This window comes from Cuneatibacter caecimuris (assembly GCF_004216775.1).
GTDB lineage: Bacteria > Bacillota > Clostridia > Lachnospirales > Lachnospiraceae > Cuneatibacter > Cuneatibacter caecimuris.
Genome location: NZ_SGXF01000001.1, coordinates 985,410 through 1,002,764 on the forward strand (window position 1 = coordinate 985,410; position 17,355 = coordinate 1,002,764).

20 protein-coding genes and 1 pseudogene are annotated in these 17,355 nt (G+C 42.7%); 2 read left to right on the plus strand and 19 right to left on the minus strand.

The features are described from left to right. Positions 1–7: 7 nt before the first annotated feature. The 4 genes and pseudogenes from EV209_RS04695 to EV209_RS16605 all read right to left on the minus strand — a co-directional run. The gene (locus EV209_RS04695) at positions 8–1,510 is read right to left on the minus strand and encodes a MobA/MobL family protein (RefSeq protein WP_130433524.1); all 1,503 of its coding nucleotides are present in this window, start codon (positions 1,508–1,510) and stop codon (positions 8–10) included. A 278-nt stretch (positions 1,511–1,788) separates the two neighbouring features. Beyond that, positions 1,789–2,694: a DUF6017 domain-containing protein gene (locus tag EV209_RS04700; RefSeq protein WP_130434183.1), complete on the minus strand. Its 906-nt coding sequence runs from the start codon at positions 2,692–2,694 to the stop codon at positions 1,789–1,791. A gap of 164 nt (positions 2,695–2,858) precedes the next feature. Further along, the gene (locus EV209_RS04705; RefSeq protein ID WP_130433526.1) at positions 2,859–3,209 is read right to left on the minus strand and encodes a plasmid mobilization protein; all 351 of its coding nucleotides are present in this window, start codon (positions 3,207–3,209) and stop codon (positions 2,859–2,861) included. Continuing rightward, positions 3,187–3,387: pseudogene (locus tag EV209_RS16605) on the minus strand (site-specific integrase); the annotation flags it as partial. The pseudogene EV209_RS16605 and the gene EV209_RS04705, both read right to left, overlap by 23 nt. A gap of 210 nt (positions 3,388–3,597) precedes the next feature. Between EV209_RS16605 and EV209_RS16240 the strand changes: the two are divergent. Further along, positions 3,598–3,744, plus strand: a complete 147-nt coding sequence (locus EV209_RS16240) for a hypothetical protein (protein WP_165388813.1) — start codon at positions 3,598–3,600, stop codon at positions 3,742–3,744. Positions 3,745–3,954: 210 nt separating this feature from the next. Here EV209_RS16240 and EV209_RS04715 read toward each other — a convergent pair whose 3' ends face one another. Together EV209_RS04715 and EV209_RS04720 are read right to left on the minus strand one after the other, a co-directional pair. Next, a complete protein-coding gene (locus EV209_RS04715) occupies positions 3,955–5,103 on the minus strand; it encodes a site-specific integrase (protein WP_130433528.1) in 1,149 nt (382 codons plus the stop codon). 11 nt (positions 5,104–5,114) lie between these two features. Then, positions 5,115–5,297: a DNA-binding protein gene (locus EV209_RS04720; protein ID WP_130433530.1), complete on the minus strand. Its 183-nt coding sequence runs from the start codon at positions 5,295–5,297 to the stop codon at positions 5,115–5,117. 170 nt (positions 5,298–5,467) lie between these two features. Between EV209_RS04720 and EV209_RS04725 the strand changes: the two genes are divergently transcribed. Further along, entirely contained in the window at positions 5,468–5,917 is a 450-nt protein-coding gene (locus EV209_RS04725; protein ID WP_130433532.1) for a helix-turn-helix domain-containing protein, read from the plus strand. A gap of 119 nt (positions 5,918–6,036) precedes the next feature. On the opposite strand, the gene guaA is transcribed toward EV209_RS04725, so the two are convergent. The 13 genes from guaA to EV209_RS04790 form a co-directional block, all read right to left on the minus strand. After that, entirely contained in the window at positions 6,037–7,329 is a 1,293-nt protein-coding gene (guaA, locus tag EV209_RS04730; protein ID WP_130433534.1) for a glutamine-hydrolyzing GMP synthase, read from the minus strand. A gap of 45 nt (positions 7,330–7,374) precedes the next feature. Beyond that, positions 7,375–8,565: a coenzyme F420-0:L-glutamate ligase gene (locus tag EV209_RS04735; RefSeq protein ID WP_130433536.1), complete on the minus strand. Its 1,191-nt coding sequence runs from the start codon at positions 8,563–8,565 to the stop codon at positions 7,375–7,377. Positions 8,566–8,721: 156 nt separating this feature from the next. After that, positions 8,722–9,231: a GNAT family N-acetyltransferase gene (locus EV209_RS04740; protein ID WP_130433538.1), complete on the minus strand. Its 510-nt coding sequence runs from the start codon at positions 9,229–9,231 to the stop codon at positions 8,722–8,724. Continuing rightward, positions 9,221–9,919, minus strand: a complete 699-nt coding sequence (locus tag EV209_RS04745; RefSeq protein WP_130433540.1) for a GrpB family protein — start codon at positions 9,917–9,919, stop codon at positions 9,221–9,223. Before EV209_RS04745 ends, EV209_RS04740 begins: the two co-directional genes overlap by 11 nt. A 45-nt stretch (positions 9,920–9,964) precedes the next feature. Continuing rightward, entirely contained in the window at positions 9,965–10,663 is a 699-nt protein-coding gene (locus tag EV209_RS04750) for a class I SAM-dependent methyltransferase (RefSeq protein WP_130433542.1), read from the minus strand. Between the two features lie 6 nt (positions 10,664–10,669). Then, positions 10,670–11,515, minus strand: a complete 846-nt coding sequence (locus EV209_RS04755) for an HAD family hydrolase (protein WP_130433544.1) — start codon at positions 11,513–11,515, stop codon at positions 10,670–10,672. Between the two features lie 3 nt (positions 11,516–11,518). Continuing rightward, a complete protein-coding gene (locus EV209_RS04760) occupies positions 11,519–12,280 on the minus strand; it encodes an MBL fold metallo-hydrolase (protein ID WP_130433546.1) in 762 nt (253 codons plus the stop codon). A 23-nt stretch (positions 12,281–12,303) separates the two neighbouring features. Then, the gene (locus tag EV209_RS04765) at positions 12,304–12,720 is read right to left on the minus strand and encodes a YjdF family protein (RefSeq protein ID WP_130433548.1); all 417 of its coding nucleotides are present in this window, start codon (positions 12,718–12,720) and stop codon (positions 12,304–12,306) included. A gap of 398 nt (positions 12,721–13,118) precedes the next feature. Further along, entirely contained in the window at positions 13,119–13,637 is a 519-nt protein-coding gene (locus tag EV209_RS04770; RefSeq protein ID WP_330520818.1) for a VanZ family protein, read from the minus strand. 71 nt (positions 13,638–13,708) lie between these two features. Next, complete coding sequence (locus tag EV209_RS04775) at positions 13,709–14,560, minus strand: arginase family protein (RefSeq protein WP_130433550.1); 852 nt, start codon at positions 14,558–14,560, stop codon at positions 13,709–13,711. A 519-nt stretch (positions 14,561–15,079) separates the two neighbouring features. After that, on the minus strand, positions 15,080–15,601 hold the full coding sequence (locus tag EV209_RS04780; RefSeq protein ID WP_243647491.1) for a signal peptidase II: 522 nt from the start codon (positions 15,599–15,601) through the stop codon (positions 15,080–15,082). Positions 15,602–16,011: 410 nt separating this feature from the next. Continuing rightward, positions 16,012–16,572: a Type 1 glutamine amidotransferase-like domain-containing protein gene (locus tag EV209_RS04785; RefSeq protein WP_165388814.1), complete on the minus strand. Its 561-nt coding sequence runs from the start codon at positions 16,570–16,572 to the stop codon at positions 16,012–16,014. 8 nt (positions 16,573–16,580) lie between these two features. Beyond that, a complete protein-coding gene (locus tag EV209_RS04790; protein ID WP_130433554.1) occupies positions 16,581–17,198 on the minus strand; it encodes a helix-turn-helix domain-containing protein in 618 nt (205 codons plus the stop codon). Positions 17,199–17,355: the final 157 nt, after the last annotated feature.

Below are 17,355 nucleotides of genomic sequence, written 5' to 3' on the forward strand. Positions count from 1 at the left end.
TTTCTCCTTATCTCGCATCCCGATCTCTGGAACGGGAATGTGTGCGTTTTGATTTTTTATCACGCTCTTTGATTTTTTGTTTGTTCCTTTCCAATTTAGCTAATACACTGACCGGGTCTTCCCTACGCTCAATACTGTTTTTCCATGCCTTAACTGCCCTCTGATACTCCCCATATGCAGCCTGAGCCGCCACATATTTTTCCAGAAATTCTTTTACATTCTTATACCCATAATCCTGCACAATTCCTGATAACTGCCGCTTCAAAGTGTCAACCAAAGGAACTAATTCATTAATGTCAGCCTGCAATTCCTTACGCCGCTTTCCCTTAAATAAACCTTTTGTATTCTCCAACTCCTTTTTTACCCCGGCAAGTTTTTGTTCTTTTAGATAGATTGCATGATTTTGATTATCCAATTTGCGGTAAATAACACTTAAGTTCGGATATTGTTCAGCTAACGCTGGCTTTACTGGCGGGGCTGGCAACGACCGTTCCGTTTCCCTGATATTTTTATCGTCTACCACCTGAATATCTCCGGTTTTCCCACTTGAAATAATAGGTGGCAATGCTCTCTCTGTATCATCACGCTCCTGATAAATCTGCTTCAATATTTGAGAAACCAAAATCTGTAGAGCGACAATCGCTAATTGGACGATTGCCATAAAAAGCTGTGGCTGTCTGCCCTGCTTTTGAATAGAACTTTTTACCTTATCTGCAATTTCTGTCTGCTTAATGCTCATAATTTTTTCTTCCGCAATCCCGCCCACCATTGCCCTGTCCACTGTCTGATTCCATCTTTGCCGAACTCTATTATCTGATTCTATCTGCTCTGCTTTCGGGTTATTTTTACCGATCTTTTTCATCGCCAAATATGGACTGCTCTTATCAAACACCTGCAGTTTTTCTTTTTTATCTTTCACATAGATATTCATCAGTTCTGCAAAAGAGCATTTAACCTCATTCAGAAATATTTCATTCTTAAACTTTGAATCCTTTGTAGTGAAAATTTTCCGTTCATATACAGCACCTTTAGGAACAATCTTACATCCTTTTCTTACTTGTCCTGCTTCATCCATAATCTCTTTCTTAGTGCGTACATGCTTTCCATTCTCATCGTAGAACATATTTCTGGATGCTACTTTTTCAATCGGTTCTTCCAACAATCTGCGCTCTGAAAAAATAAGATGGATATGATAATTCGTCTTTCGCTTATTATGGTGCAATGCCCCAACACATTCTACCTCATAATTCCTCTTAAAATGCTCTACAAATAATTTCAGCAGCATATCCGGCTCATAGTCCACAAAACTCTCCGGCAGGGCGATAATCAGTTCTCTTGCTTCAATACATTTACCGCCTGTTCCACTTTTCTCGAACTCTTCTTGATTACACTTCGCCAGCTCACTCCAAAATTTCCGTTCTGTAGTATCATATACTGCATACAAATTTTCTTGCCTGGCATAGCTGGATATATAATTAATTCTGCCTTTTAGATTTGTCAGTTTCGACATCTGTATAAATGAGTGTCTTGCAATAGGCGTTCCCTCCTCCCTTGCCTTTGTGAGTGGGTGCATAGGCACCCGTTTACGAACTTATGCCCTTTACCGGGCAATCTGCCCCCTGCAAGGGCGAAATACCCGAAGTACAAAACGAAGTTTTGTGCGTAGGGTGTATTTCGCTCTCAAACGCCGAGGGCTTAGACAAAGTATTTTCTTATTGATGAGAGATGCCACGGCTTATTTCTTTTTCGGCGTGTCCGCCGCTTTATATGCCCGTTACCGGGCAAAATTCAATTGCCATACATGTCATGCTGTACCCTTGCCATATAATAGCTGCCCATAGTCAATACAGCGTTATATAGGCTCGTTATCAGCATTGCCTTAATGTTCCTTACCTCGGTTGTATTATGAGCCAGACAGTCTAATACATAGCGTATATGCCCCATATTCAATTTCCGAAACTGTGCTTGAACCAGATAAGTCTGCCGTTCCTCTTTGTTTACCCGTATGGTTTCCTTTGTTGTTGTCAAAACCTCTACTGCCAGAGAGACAATTTCATCTAACTGCTCTGCCTGATATGGCATATCCAATCGTATCGCATCATAATCAATCTGCTTTTTAAAATGTTCCAGTTCTTCCTGATATGATAGGATTGAATACTCTTTGTTGTTAATCTCTGGAGAAATCTTTGTATTTGTATCACACTTCCCGGAATGATCTGTCTCCATTTTCCCTATGGTTCTATCATCGTTTTTGGCATCAGGTGTCTCCAAAATTGGTGACATGGATTCATTATCACCTTGTATTGGGTTGGTTAATTCCTGCAATCTCCCCGGTATCAATTCCAGATACATTACATTATTCACACTTCGCCCATTGATTTTTAGATCACGAAATTCTCTGCGTATAACTCCCAATTCTTCCAATGCAACAACTGCCCTTGCCGCTTGTCTCTTTGAGATTCCAAACTGGTCGGATATTTGCTGATAGCTTCTTTGCAGTAAATCTCCATGAAACTTCTTCTGTAATCTTGTTGTCTGCCCGGTCATTTCATCTCTGACCTCTGTGGGGCGATACCAATAGACAATATCTGCCAATATCATAATCGCTTCTACATATGGTTTCCCAGTTGGCTTGACGATTGCCCTGTACCAATTCTGAGGAATCACATTTCCCGTAATTACAATGTTTGCCATTTGGTCTACGATAGTATTCTGAGAGGAACAGATTGCCAAGTCACCGCCCCCTTTCTGTATTGAATTTTTGATTGTATCTGCCTTTTCTTCGTGCTACAATACTCTTGTCCAGAGATGCATTGTGCATTTCTAAGGCTCTTGTATTTACGGATGCAAGGGCTTTTTTAACGCTCATTGCTCTTATCCTCTGTACTATCTTTACGAAATCCCTCTAATATTTCTAACATACTCCTGATCGGTGTCAAAAGTTCAGAATCCATCTGGTCAATAGATGTCAGCCGTTCCAGTTCCCTTTCAATATGCTGCAGTTCTCTTCGGAAAGTTACAAGCATGAGCGGATTTCCCTTTGCAATCACCTGTTGATGAAGAACGCTTTGAATAATATATTCCCGCTTAGTCTCTGCGCCGGATAGCTTCACTCTCATATTCAATTCTTCATTTTCTTCGGGCGATACCCGAAAAGCAACGGTAAGATTGCGCCACCTATTTTTATCATCTTTCTTCTTTTGGGACATCTAATATTTCCTCTCTTTCTGCTCCTAATTTTTTTGCCATCTCTGTCTGAACCGTTGGGAAAAGATGTGCATAGCGATATGTGACTTTTATACTCTCATGTCCTAACCGTTCTCCGATTGCCAATGCGGAATATCCCATGTTAATCAGTAGAGAAACGTGGGAGTGATGGAGGTGGTGGCGACAAGATTCGGCAAAGTACGATGAAATAAGACACAATCGGATAAGAAAATGTGTCGAATAAATGAAAATAGGGTAGCTAGGGAATAGGGTAGCTAAAATATGTAGAGGTTGTATAGTGGGATATTTTCGGATATAACGAATACAGGGTATATTTTCATAGTATTGCCATTTAAAAATAGGAAGGCGCGAATATTTTGATTGCGGTTAATGGATATTTTGATGGAAGTGGTACAGACTTTGGAAAAACTAAATGCAAGAAAAAATCAACGTGTTATCATTACTCTGTTAGATGAAGAGATAGAGCTTGATAACAACAGACAAAAAATAAATGCGGCAGGTTCTTTGGCAAAGTAAGCTAATCCAAATTTAATTCCTTTGGAAGATGGAGCTTGGGAAAGGACTGTTAGAGAAGTCAAAGAGAATTCTTGATACGAACTTTGTTTTAAGGTATTTATTAAAAGATGTATCGGATATGTTTGAAATTGCATGTAATAATATAATGCATGGTGACTGTTCTGTTTATCCGGAGATAATTGCTGAGGCCGTATATGTTCTAAAATCTGTTTATAAAGTAGATCGGATAAAAATATCGAATGCAATTATTAGCTTTTTAGATGAGGTAATATGTGAGAAAAAAGAAGTTGTGGTTAAGGGACTTTTATTATTTGCTGAAACTACTTTTGATAAGAAAATAATTAAGAAGTTAACGTAACTTTCATAATGACTTTGGAACGGTTGATGTATCGTTTCAAAGTCATTTATTATTAAAATAGATTTTGTCGTGGCCTTGACATAAGGGTGCCGCAAGTCATGTATGCGGATTTCCGGCACTCCTGCCGCTTTTGCTCCCCTGTCCATCTCATGGTGGAGAAAACTCTTGCTAATCTGGAATATCCTGTCTGTGGGGCGATACCCATACAAACTTTCTATATACATCTCCATTTCTTCTGCCAGAAAATCCGGCATAATAATTGTTCGGTTACTCTTTTGCGTTTTGGGTGTTCCTATGTGGTCTTTTCCCTCTAACTTCTGAAATGTCTTATTAATTCGTACCGTCTGTTTTGCGAAATCGAAGTCTTCTCTTGTAAGAGCCAGCAGTTCCCCCTCTCTCATTCCGCACCAGTAAAGCATTTCAAACGCATAGTATGACCTCGGTTTATTTGCTACTGCTTCAATAAATCGCTGAAACTCTTCCTTTGTCCAGAATTTCATCTCTTTGTCAAACTGTTTTCCCATCGTCCCCGCCTGTCTGGCCGGATTAGCAAAAAGACCGTAAAGGTTCACCGCATGATTGAAGATTGCGCTTAACTGTGCATGGATGGTACGAAGATAATCCTGTGAATGACCTTTCCCCTTTCCATTTTTGAAAGAAATCATTTCATTCTGCCATTCTATAACGTTTGCTGCTGCAATCTCTTTGAGTTTTCTATCCTTGAAGTAAGGGAGAATCTTCTTCTCGACAATATGCTGCTTTGTCAGAAACGTACTTTTCTTCACTCTTTTTTCTTCATTTGCCATATACATTTCTACAAACACGCCAAAATTCATATCCAGATTGCGGTCCTTCTTTAAATCAAACTGCCGTTCCCATTCCTGTGCATCTCTCTTCTTCTCAAAACCGCTTTTATGCTTCTGTTTTCGTTTCCCGGTATAATCGTAGTAATAGCTATATGCATCCCACTTACCCGTTACTTTATTTTTATGAACCGACATATCCACACCCCCTACTCATTTAATCCATACATCCTTTCCTTGAAATACTTCCTGCTGACTCTGCCGGGAATAATCTGATAGCCTTTTTCGGCAAGTTCTTTGTTAAATTGCTGGATTAGCTTATAGGCATAGGGTTTTGACACATCCAGCATATCCACCACTTCGCTTGCATTAATAAATAAGTTTTTCTCCATACATTATCCGCCTTTCATTTTATTTGCTAACATTTCATTATCGAAATGTATATCTGCATTATAATATTTCATTTCTGAAATGTCAATAGTTTTCATTTCATTTTTGAAATGTGTGTGGTATACTGGTTATACTTAGGAAATGTACATATATCTTGAAAGGATGATAAGTGATGACTGTTGGTGAGAAAATCAGAAAATTCAGAACGGAACAGAATCTACTACAAAAGGATTTGGCGCAAAAGTGCCGCATGAGCGAATCCGCTATAAGAAACTACGAATTAGGCAACCGCACCCCCAGCCCGAAACACCTTGAGGTTATTGCTTCTGCTCTTGGGGTGAGTGTTTTCGCTATTTCTGAACCGAATCTAAACAGTGAACTCGGTGTTATGCACGCTTTATTTGAAATGGAAGAAAACTACAATCTGAAAGTGGTTGAAGAAAATGGAATCTATTGCTTACAGGCTGCTCCCAAAAAGAGAGGACAAGCCAGTATATCAGATCTTGTTATTGAATGGGGCGAAGCAAATAAGAAGTATCAAGCTGGAGAAATGACCAAAGAAGAATATGCCCACTGGAAAGATACTTTTCCTGAAAGCATAGCAATAAACAGGCGAAAATAATTCATCATAAAATGCATTGCACATATGGATATTACAGAAAGTCTTACTAAAATCTTACTTTTCGGGTAGCAGAAAACCCCGCAAGCCTTGTAATTACTGGCTTGCGGGGTTTTAACCCTCTACTCGAATTCAATCGTAGCCGGCGGCTTCGGTGAAAGATCAAAGCACACCCTGTTTACATGCTCCACTTCCTTCAAAATCCTGTCAGTGATCTTCTGAAGCACCTGATAATCCACCAGCTCAATGGTGGCGCTCATAGCGTCAATGGTATTGATGGCGCGGAGGATCACCATATACTCAAAGCATCTGGCATTATTTTTCACGCCAACGGATTTAAAATCAGGCACCACAGTAAAATACTGCCATACTTTCTTATCCAGCCCGGCCTTCTCAAATTCTTCTCTGAGGATGGCGTCGGATTCTCTCACGGCTTCCAGGCGTTCTCTCGTTATCGCACCCAGGCAGCGCACGCCCAGGCCGGGTCCGGGGAAGGGCTGGCGGTATACCATATTAGCGGGAAGGCCCAGCTCCACGCCGCAGGCCCGCACCTCATCTTTAAACAGCTGCTTTAACGGTTCTACCAGTTCAAATTTCAGATCTTCAGGCAGGCCGCCGACATTATGATGGGATTTTACCATCTTAGCGGTCTTTGTGCCGCTTTCAATAATATCCGGATAGATGGTGCCCTGTCCCAGGAAATCAACCCCTTCCAGCTTTCTGGCTTCTTCCTCAAATACGCGGATGAATTCACCGCCGATGATCTTGCGCTTCTCCTCGGGATCCGCCACATTTTCCAGCTTTCCAAGGAAACGTTCTGTGGCGTCCACATAGATCAGATTTGCGTTCAGCTGGTTGCGGAATACCTCTACCACGCTCTCTGATTCATTTTTGCGCATCAGTCCATGGTTCACATGCACGCACACCAGCTGCCGGCCGATGGCTTTCAGCAGCAGAGCCGCGACTACGGAGGAATCCACACCGCCGGACAGCGCCAGCAGCACCTTCCGGTCTCCAACCTGGCGGCGCACCAGCTCTACCTGGTCTTCAATGAAATTCTTCATATTCCAGTTGGGCTCTGCCTTACACTGGTCAAAGACAAACTGCCTCAGAGTTTTTTCATCAGGAAGCTGGGAGAGCTGCTGCTCACATTTTGCTGTGGGATGGTCGATGGACATCACCGGGCAGCCCAGCTCATAAATATTGGAATCCACTTCAACGGGCTTTCCGTCCACCACCCTGTTTTCGCCGCCGTTTAAAATTATTCCCTTTACATTATCCAGAGCTTTCAGTTCTTCCGGAGTAATATCATGGGGATGAATCTCACTGTACACGCCCAGCCTGCGGATCTCTCTGGCAACTACGGTATTTTCCGTGCTGCCCAGGTCCAGAATAACGATCATATCCTGCTTCATTGCGTATCTCCTTTTCTTTGCGCTTTCAATGTATGGTACGGAATATCAGCTCGTAAAATTGTCAAAATAACCCTGAACCAGAATAACCGGAGTTCCTTTGTCCCCGGAACCGCTGGTCAGATCGCAGAGGGAACCGATCAGGTCTGTGATCCTTCTGGGCGTCGTACCCTGAGACGCCATGTCCCCCACCAGGTTCTCTTTCTTTCCTTTAATGCGCTGAGAAATCGCGTCTTTCAGCGCGTCGCCGGACAGGTCCTTAAAGTCATTGTCCGCCAGATATTTCAGCTTCAGCTCGTTGGGAGTGCCTTCCAGCCCTTCCGTATTCGCTACGGATACGCAGGGATCAGCCAACTCCCAGATGCGGCCCACGGGATCCTTAAAAGCGCCGTCTCCATATACCATTACTTCTACCCGTTTGCCGGTTCTATCTAAAATCTGCTTTTGAATATCCAGCACCAGATCCTGACAGTCCCTGGGGAATAACTTCACTGTATCTTCTGTAGATTTATTGGAACCCAGCAGGCCGAACCTCTCGTTGCAGCCGCTGCCGTTTACCGGCGCGTTCAAAATATCATCCAGACCGCAGACTCTCTCGGCTCCCGCTTCTTTTAAGATCCTCTTGGTCCTGAAACGGGTGTGGATATCACAGGTAAGGACATTCTTTGTATATTTTAAAATTTCTCTTGGATTGTTGGCAAAAATCACCTCAACATCCGCTCCCGCCGCTCTGATCAGGTCGCTGTAATACGCCACATAATCCACGCCGGTAAATGGATGCCTGTTCTCTCCGAACAGTTCTCTGTAGCGCTCCAGGGTAAGCACATCGCTGTAAGGATTTACTCCTGCGTCATCCAGCTGATCCAGAGTCACCAGTTCATTGCCCACTTCATCGCTGGGATAATTCAGCATGAGCACCACTTTTTTCGCCCCCATGGCGATTCCCTTCAGGCAGATCGCAAAGCGGTTCCTGGATAAGATCGGAGAGATCACGCCTATGGTTTCCCCTCCCAGTTTGGCTCTCACATCTTCCGCGATGGCTTCTACTCCCGCGTAATTTCCCTGCGCTCTGGCAACAATAGATTCTGTCGCCGCAATTACGTCGCGGTCTCTCAGCTCAAACCCCTCGCTGTCAGCGGCTTCTAAAACGCTGTTCACAACAATTTCTGCCAGATCGTCTCCTGTCCTGATAATCGGACAGCGGATTCCTCTTGATACGGTGCCTACTTTTCTCTCCATTATGTACGTCTCCTGCCTTCCTATGCATTCATGATTTCCATAGATTATCTTCAGTACAAGACATATAAAATCCCTGTGCCCATGGATAAACTACACTTTATTATAGTATAAACCGAAAGATTAGGGAAGATCCTTCACAATATTTTTTGCAAAAAATTATCTGTCCCGGAGCCTTGCGTACATTTTCATATCCATTACAAGACCATTTTTTACCGCGTTGCAGCGCAGAGTCCCTTCATACTGGAATCCCGCTTTCTCCAGCACGCGGCAGGAACGGATGTTTTGCGCGAAGGGTTCCGCAAAAATACGGATCATATCTGTATTGCAAAATACATAATCGCAGATCTGCTTCACCGCCTCTGGCATCAGACCCTTACCCCAATAATCCTGAGCCAGATAATAACCTAATTCCCCGGTGCGGCTGTGAATGTTTTCCTGCCGGAATACCGCTATGCTGCCCGCTACTTTTTCATCCGCCGTAATGGCGAATGCAAAAACTTTATTCCTGTCAGCCGAAAGCATTGCTGAAATAAACTCTTCCGCGTCCTCCCTTGTATAGGGATAAGGGATTCCGTCCCGCAGGTTATCCTGAACATCCTTATCAGAAATAACCGCAGCCAGATCTTCCGCATCCTCTAATTTCCATTCTCTGATCTTACAAGTCATTTTTTCCCCTTTCTGATGACTTTGCGGAGCCGATTGCAAGTCCCGCGCACATCCCCATGCAAATTCCAAAGCACATCCCGATTTCCCCCTTGCCAAATGCGGAACCAATTCCATAACCTACCGCAACACCGAAACACATTCCCAAAGACATGCAGAAGGACTGATGCTCCTGCTTTTTCTTCCATTTCAGCGCTTTTTGCTCCATATCCTGCACAAATGCGCATTTCCCTTCGCAGTATCCATCATTATCATATGTATATTCTGCCGCCAGCTTCACCTTCAATTCAGCGTATTCTCTGGCGTCTTCAGGATTGCTCAGAAGATAATCCTTCACCGCCAGATGGCGTTCAATATCTGCATGATTGGTGTTTTCAAAAATATGAATATGATGCGTGCGGTTATCCCCTCCCTTTACAAAAAAACGGCGCCCCGGAATACCGAATTCCCCTCTGCACTCATACCCCAAAGCTTCAAATTCAGCATCATGCTGATCCACCAGAGAAATATCCTTCACCACCGGCATTATATCAATCACCGGTTTCGCCTTCATCCCTTTTACAGCGGTAGATCCAATGTGGTATACTGCTTTACAGTTTTTACCCAAAACCTGTTTGATCAATTTCTCTTCTTGTTTAAAAAGCTTCGGCCATTCCGGATTATATTCCGTTACTTCAATTTTTCTTGCCATCTCTTACTCCATCTTCCGCCCAATAAATGCAGCCTGATTGATCCGTCATTTTATAGCTCGGATCATCGCCGTATGGTTATCCCCGCTCAGGAATCCCACGCACTCAACTGTTGTAAAACCCGCCGCCTTTATGGCTGCCATCTCATGTTCAAGGGTCAGGGGCGTATCAAAATGGACGAAAGCATCCTCCGAAATCCCGTCTCTGATCCGCCTGCGGGCGCACTCTGCAAAGGTCAAATCCTCGATTTCCTGAGATGTGGCGATATAATCACATTCCAGATAAATACCGCCTGGCTTCAGGCAATGACAGATTTTCTGAAATAATGAAAGCTTCCTGGCCGCGGGGAAATGATGCAGCGTTTCAAACGTTACTACAGCATCATAGCTGTTTTCTTCAGGTTCAAAAAGGAAATAATCTTCAAGGATCAGATGAATCCCTTTATGGCCATGCTTCTCCTGCAGTTTCTCAAGCATCTGCCCCGATAAATCCACTCCCGTCACCTGCAGGCCAGGAAATCTGGAATAAATATTATCAAGTTCCAGCCCGGTGCCGCAGCCTAAATCCAGCAGCGTCTCTGTATCCTCCGGCAGCAGCTCTGACATCCATTTATAATGCCCGCGCCAACGGGCCATATGCTCCTCATAAGAGCCGATTCGAGCGTCAAAAAAGCCTGCCATCGCCTCTAACGGCACATCTCTGGTGTCCTCAAGCCATTTTTTCAGTTCCAAATAATCTTTATCCATATTGCATTACCTCAAATTTTCTGTCGGGCAAGGGACAAATTCAGCGCGCAGCCACTCCGCCACCCCGTCATTTTCATTGCTGCCGATCACTCCGGTAGCAATGGCCTTCAATTCTTCCACCGCGTTTTCTACCGCATAGCATTCATCGGATATTTCAAACATGGGAATATCGTTGATTGCATCCCCGAAAGACACAACCCTGCCGCAGCCCCATTGCTGCCTTAGCTTCTGAACCGCATGGGCTTTTGTCGCCTTTGCAGGCATGATTTCACACCAATACTCCGGCCTGTACAGCTCCTGCTGAAGCGTGCAGCGGAATCTCTCATCCTTTGAAAATATGTCATATACCGGGCGCAGCTCTTCTAATTCGCCAATGCAGGTAAAGTAAAACATTTTTCCCCGGTACAGCTCCCCGCTGTCACAAACCGGCCGCAGCCTTCTGTCCCCCTGTCTCTGGCCCAGGTATCTTCTGATTCCTTCATTTTCTTTCTGGGATATCCAGGAAACCTTCTCATCCCCATCAATAAAGGAATAGACCAGCGGGCTCATCCCATACCCTTCCAAAAGCTCCTGCGCCTTCCGCATTTCTTCTGCGGAAAAACTTTCTTCAGACAGGATTTCCCCGGTGGAGGGCTGGAAAATAAAGGCGCCGTTATATGCGATAACCGGAATATCCGCGGACAGACCTTTTGTAACAACGGATGCCGAAACCAGGGATCTGGCAGTGGCGTAAGTAAAAAGCATCCCCTGCCGGATCAGGTTGTTGATGATTTCAATACTTTCAGGGCTGATTCTGTCCTGTTTATTTAACAAGGTGCCGTCCAAATCCGTTACATATAATGTTCTGCCCATAATTTATAACCACACTCCCCAATCTCCATAATCAAATACTCCGCTGCCATGATGCAGCTTTCCTTCCTGGTCTAACTGCCGGAAAGTATCGCGCATTCTACCGATAATTTCCGGTTCTATCTCCAGTGTATGATGTCCCGGAAACACTTTTTTCACCGGAAGCCCTGAAACTTTTTCCAGGGAAGACAAATAAGCGGCCGGATCGGTGGAAGGGTAATAAGCAAGCAGCGTATCTTTATAAATCAGATCCCCGGTGAAGAGATAGCCGCGCTCCGGTTCCCAGAAGCACATATGCCCCGGCGAATGGCCTGGGGTATGAAGAACCTGAATATTCCTTCCTCCCAGCTCAATCCGGTCCCCGTCTCCCAATACTTTTGCCGGCTTCCCCTGAAACAGTTGATATGTATTTACATCATAACCCTCCGGCAGGTCGCAGCGGTCTGTTACCATCCCTTTGACCGCCCCGAGAGGAAGCGGGAACTCTCCGTTCAGCCAGCTCACTTCCTGTCCGTGGGCATAAAACTCCGGAAAATATTGATGCCCGCCGATATGGTCCCAATGAATGTGCGTCGCAGCCGCGGCTATGGGCTTATCCGTAAGTTTTACGGCCTCATTATAAATATTGCTGATCCCTAAGCCCGTGTCGATGAGCAGGCTGCGCCGGGAACCATTCAGAAGATAGCAGTGGGTCTCTTCCCAGTGCCGGTATTCGCTGATGATATAGGTGGCCGTGTCAATCTGATTGATGGTGAACCATTCTTTCATTGATGTTCTCCTTTTGGCAGGCGCTACCTGCCCCGATGCTTCTCCTTCCGTTTTTGCTGTTTCAGCTCAAACTGGCGCTGTTTCTCTGCTTCCCGGTGTTCCCGTCCCACAGTCCTGCGTTCAGTTTTTAACTGCTCCTGCTGCATTTTCAATGCCTGCTGGGATTTTGTGCCGATCCCCGTACTCTGTACTTGTTTCCGCACTTCTCTCTGAATCCGTTTTGGATTGCGGCTTGATTCCTTTACGGCAGCTGCCACAGCCGGACTAAAATGCAGACGGCAGTAATTTTTCAGAATAAAATCGTAGACCTCATAGTCTTTTGGCTCCGCCCCGAATGTTACCTTAACTGCCGATAGCCTTCCCTCTGAAATTCGTTCAAAAACTCCTACCCAGAAAGGGTCCTCAAAAAATACTGTCAGTCTGCCTGTTACTTTGTCCATGACAATTCCTCCTTAATGCCTGATGGCAGGCGTGGTATTAAACTGTACCCGCGCAAATTGTAATGCACAGAGAACGGACGGCCCAAGGAGGGAGGGTTACTTACGCCTGAACAGCGCGGCCGGACTACCTACCGGCTCTGTAAGCGGATATTCTTACGTTGTGTTTTTATCTCTGTGTTTTGATTTTACCATGGGAAAACTATTTTTTCTATAGAAATCAGGGGGCAAAGGCTGGAATATGCTTGGAAGTTTGGAAAATAAAAACCGCTATAAAGCTGATAAACTTCAACTTTATAGCGGTTCCCTTTTGTCAGTATTGAAAATACCTTCCATATTTCCGTCTGTCTGAATAAACAATCCGGAATTTTCACTCCCCTGTTTCATCAATACACCAATCATTACAGATTAGCAAAAATTAATATTGCAAAAAACAGGCTTGAAAGAACTGCTCCAATCAGACTGAGAATATTTATTATTTTTATCCAGTTTTTGCTTGATATTTTTGAGAGAACAACAGCAATAATAACACCTATTATTCCGCCCAAAGAATTTGATATAACATCTGTAATATCGCTTGCCCCAATCGCAAAAGTATACTGTATTGCTTCAAACAAGAGGCTGGTACTTATAATAGGCAAAATCCGTATTAGTAATGACTTTTGCTCCCATAAAACATGAATAAATAAACCGAGAGGTATAAACGCCAACACATTAAGAAAGATTTCTTTTAAATATGGTTTCCCATTTATTATCACCGGCTCGCTGAAAGGGATCAAATTAATATTTCTGATATGAGGCAAGCTTTCAAAAGAAAGCTGCGCTTTGAAAATAATAATCCATGTTAAAGCAATTAAATAAAATATGAATAATCCTAAAGTAATTCTTTTTGACTGCATCCCACTGCGTTTATGGTCCATTATTTTCTCCTCCAAATACTTTGCATTATCTTCCTGTTCCCTTCCAACAAAATGCCCTGTCTAAAAATTCTTCACTCTGTGAACAATTTGATTTTTGACAATGCCCTGTGCAGACGGTATTCATCAAACGGAAGATACTCTGCAATCGTAAACCCCACAATGTCGGAACAATCCTGAATGCATTGGAATACTTGTGAGAGCATATCCATCCTCATCTTCCCTCCGCCCGCGCCGTCTCCCACCAGTTCGGGATTTGCGAAATATGTGGAATGGAAGAACCTCTCATCCAACACATCAATGTCAAAATGAACCAGGATATGAGCAAACTGACCGGCAAATGCTCTGATCTCTTTGGCGGAAATAAAAGATTCTGTCTGTACTTTATAATTCACGCCCATATGGTCCAGAAACTTTTGCTGATAATCGTGCAGCTCCTGCAAACCGACATAAAGAATCTCCTCTGGCTTGAACTTTGGATTTTTCATAAGGCCGGACAGCGCAGGATCGCCATGTCCCAGCAATGAACTCAATACCATTGCATGGGCGTTCGGGTATCCGTCCTTTGGCAAAGAAACGTCCGGATGCGCATCAATCCAGATGATACCGGTATTTTCATATTTTCCATGGAGATAATCAAAGGGGGCCTGCGATACCATGCAGTTACCGCCGATAGTGATAATTCTGTCCGGATTCTCAGCAGCAATTTTTCTCATGGCATCTTGAATGCCGCCCAGAACCTCCTCTTTGCCATATATGCCATCCGTCACAGCCATTTCGCCACCACCCGGCGGTTTAATTCCCACTGTGACAAGTTTCTGATTCTCATTCTGGGGCAGAATATGAGCCATCAGGTTTGCTCCAAAATAGTAGGTCTCCAAGCCTCCGCTCACATGGTCGGGATATAATAGCCGAATTGTTTTCATCTGTCTTACCTCCATGAATTCCGGTTGGTCTCTTTCTGTTATCTAGTCATTGTATCAAATACTGTCACTTCTTTCCATACAATTTTTCTTAAATAAATCAAGAGCCGGAAAGCCCGCTGTTAAAGAGGCTTCCCGGCTCTTTGTCTGCTATTCATACTCTTCTTGTAAAGTTCAATTTCGCATCCTCTTTAATCATATATTAGGCTGACGGCAGCTTCTGTACCGCCGTACATTTCCATCGCCTTTAGGATACGGTATTCTTCGGGTGCAAATTCCTTTAATACCGCTGCCCGTTTTATTTCCTTCAAAAATTGCGGGAAACAGTATCACCAGCGGTTCAAAACAATTTATATCATGGGTCAGGGACGCGATGATTGCCATAACAGGTTTCCCCACCGCCGGGAAAAAGACAGAGGACATTTTTATCACACATGTCCCCACAACCCCTTATAAAATAAGCATCTGAAATCTCCTAAAGGGTAACAATATTTTCTCTCTGCTTCCCTGCAAGCTGTAATTTTACAATCTAAATTTATTTTTTAAAAAATGCAGATACTCTTTAACAGATATTTCTCTGCTATGCAAAATTCCAATAACAACAAACATAACTTCTGCAACCGTAAGATAACAGTCTTTTAAATCAAAAATAAAAAGGGATGGTATCTGTAAATAGTCTAAACTTCCGGCCCAAAACAGCTTATCCGACAGACTGCATAAACTACCGGCTATGCCACAAATCATTATCATTTTAACCGAAAAGCTTGTGTATGGTCTTTTTGTCAGATATAGCATATATCCTGAGAGAAAGAGGAATAAAGCAAGAATATTCAATAAAATCGCAACAAATGGACTTGACAATATATCAATAAAATTCCCTGCATAAGATAAATGAGTATTTAAGTTGGGATTAAATCTTAAAATTTTAGGTATTATGTCAAAATTGTACTGCATGAACACATTGGAAATTACTATTTTAATAGTTTGGTCTATTAAAACCAACAATAAGGCAGGAATAATAAATGGTTTAACTTTTTTAATCAATAATATCTCCTTTCAGTCGAGTAAATTACATCGCACGATATAAGCCCCTCACTGATCCGTACGCGCAGCTTTCTCCATACAGCTTTTCATAATAACATTCACAGTTTCTAAACAGACTGACATATATCTTTGGCGTTGCCAATGGTTAATATTTCAGCATTTCCTGAACCTGTTTTTTGTAATACGCTACGTTGCTTTCCGCCAAAATTAGAGCGTCAGCCTTCCGAATGCAAAATTTCAATTTATTCATTTAATTATATCACTTCCGTTCCGCATTTACCACTAAAAAATAAGGGCATGGCAACCGCCACGCCAAATATTTTTTATTTTTTCTCCTCGTGCTTTCAGTAAATCTGCTTTATCATACCATATAGCAGACTCATTAAAACCTTCAAAAACCGTTCATCTTCCTATTCGCCGATTATTTCTAATCCATCCGGAAATTCTCGAATGACAAGGGCACAGGTATTGGTTAATCTCATATTATCCTTTATCGGATATTCTACCTTACCTCTCGCCTCTCCATCTGGACAATGCACATCCAATCTTGAATTTATCAATCCTAAGTTACCCGCCAAATTATTAGAAAAAAGAAGACTTCCGGCACTCACCCCCACTACCATTCCATTTCCCTTAATATATTCCATCAAAGTCGCATTAAATCCAGTAGCATTTACTCTTTCAAGCAAATAATTTGTATCCCCGCCACACAGATATACCACATCATATTTTTGCAGTTCAGCTATTTCCATTCCTGTATGCAAATCAAAAACTTTAATATTTTTATTTTGGATACCACACTTTAACAAATCATTCATGCATTCAGGCAGCATCTCTATCGCCCCTGCATCTATTGCTGCTGTAGGAATAAATAACGCCTTTGCCTCTGACACACCTACTCCTAACATCTTCAAAAAATATTCTCTGATTTCTTCTGTTTCCAAACCTGCTGATGTTAATAATACTCTCATATCTGCTCCTATTCTGACCAATTCATTTCTCCATCGGAAATGCCCATTTTCCGACACTCGTTGCATACATAATCTTTTTCTGGCTGATTGCCAATCTGATATTTCAATATTTTATCTTTAAAGACAATATACTTTACATTCCCAGCCTTAAAATCAACAAACCAATTTTTTCCATTATCTGTGTCAACTCCCATTACCCTGGATACTTGCTCCGGGAAATTTTTTTTATCACTGGTAAAAAACAATACCGTCCAATATTTCGGCCTTCCATCGGTGTTCCATAATTCAATCTTATGTACATTCAGCAAGTCAATAATGGTATCATCTGTTACACTTTCTTTAATCAATACTCCCTCATATATTTCCTGTTTTTTCCCTTGAATTGCATTATTTCCGCAACTATGCGCTTCCTTAACTTCACTTAATGTCAATTGATCCTTTAACAGCACATCCGTGGAAACATGAAATAGCTCTCCCAATATTAACAACTTTTCTGTTTCCGGCAATGCAATATCTGCTTCCCACTTAGATATGGATTGCCTGCTTACATTACATTTTGATGCAAGTTCCTCTTGAGTCATTCCGTTCACTTTTCTTAATTTTATTATTTTTTCAGATAGCTTCATGAAAGATTACCTCCTGCAATTATTGATTTCATTTTACAAGACCTTTATTACTTTTACCACCAATTTCAAAGTGCTTTTTCGCAATTTGCAGTTGCCATCATAAAATTATAGAGGGGTCTATCCCCTCTGCAAAAATCCTTACCTACTGCCACTGGCT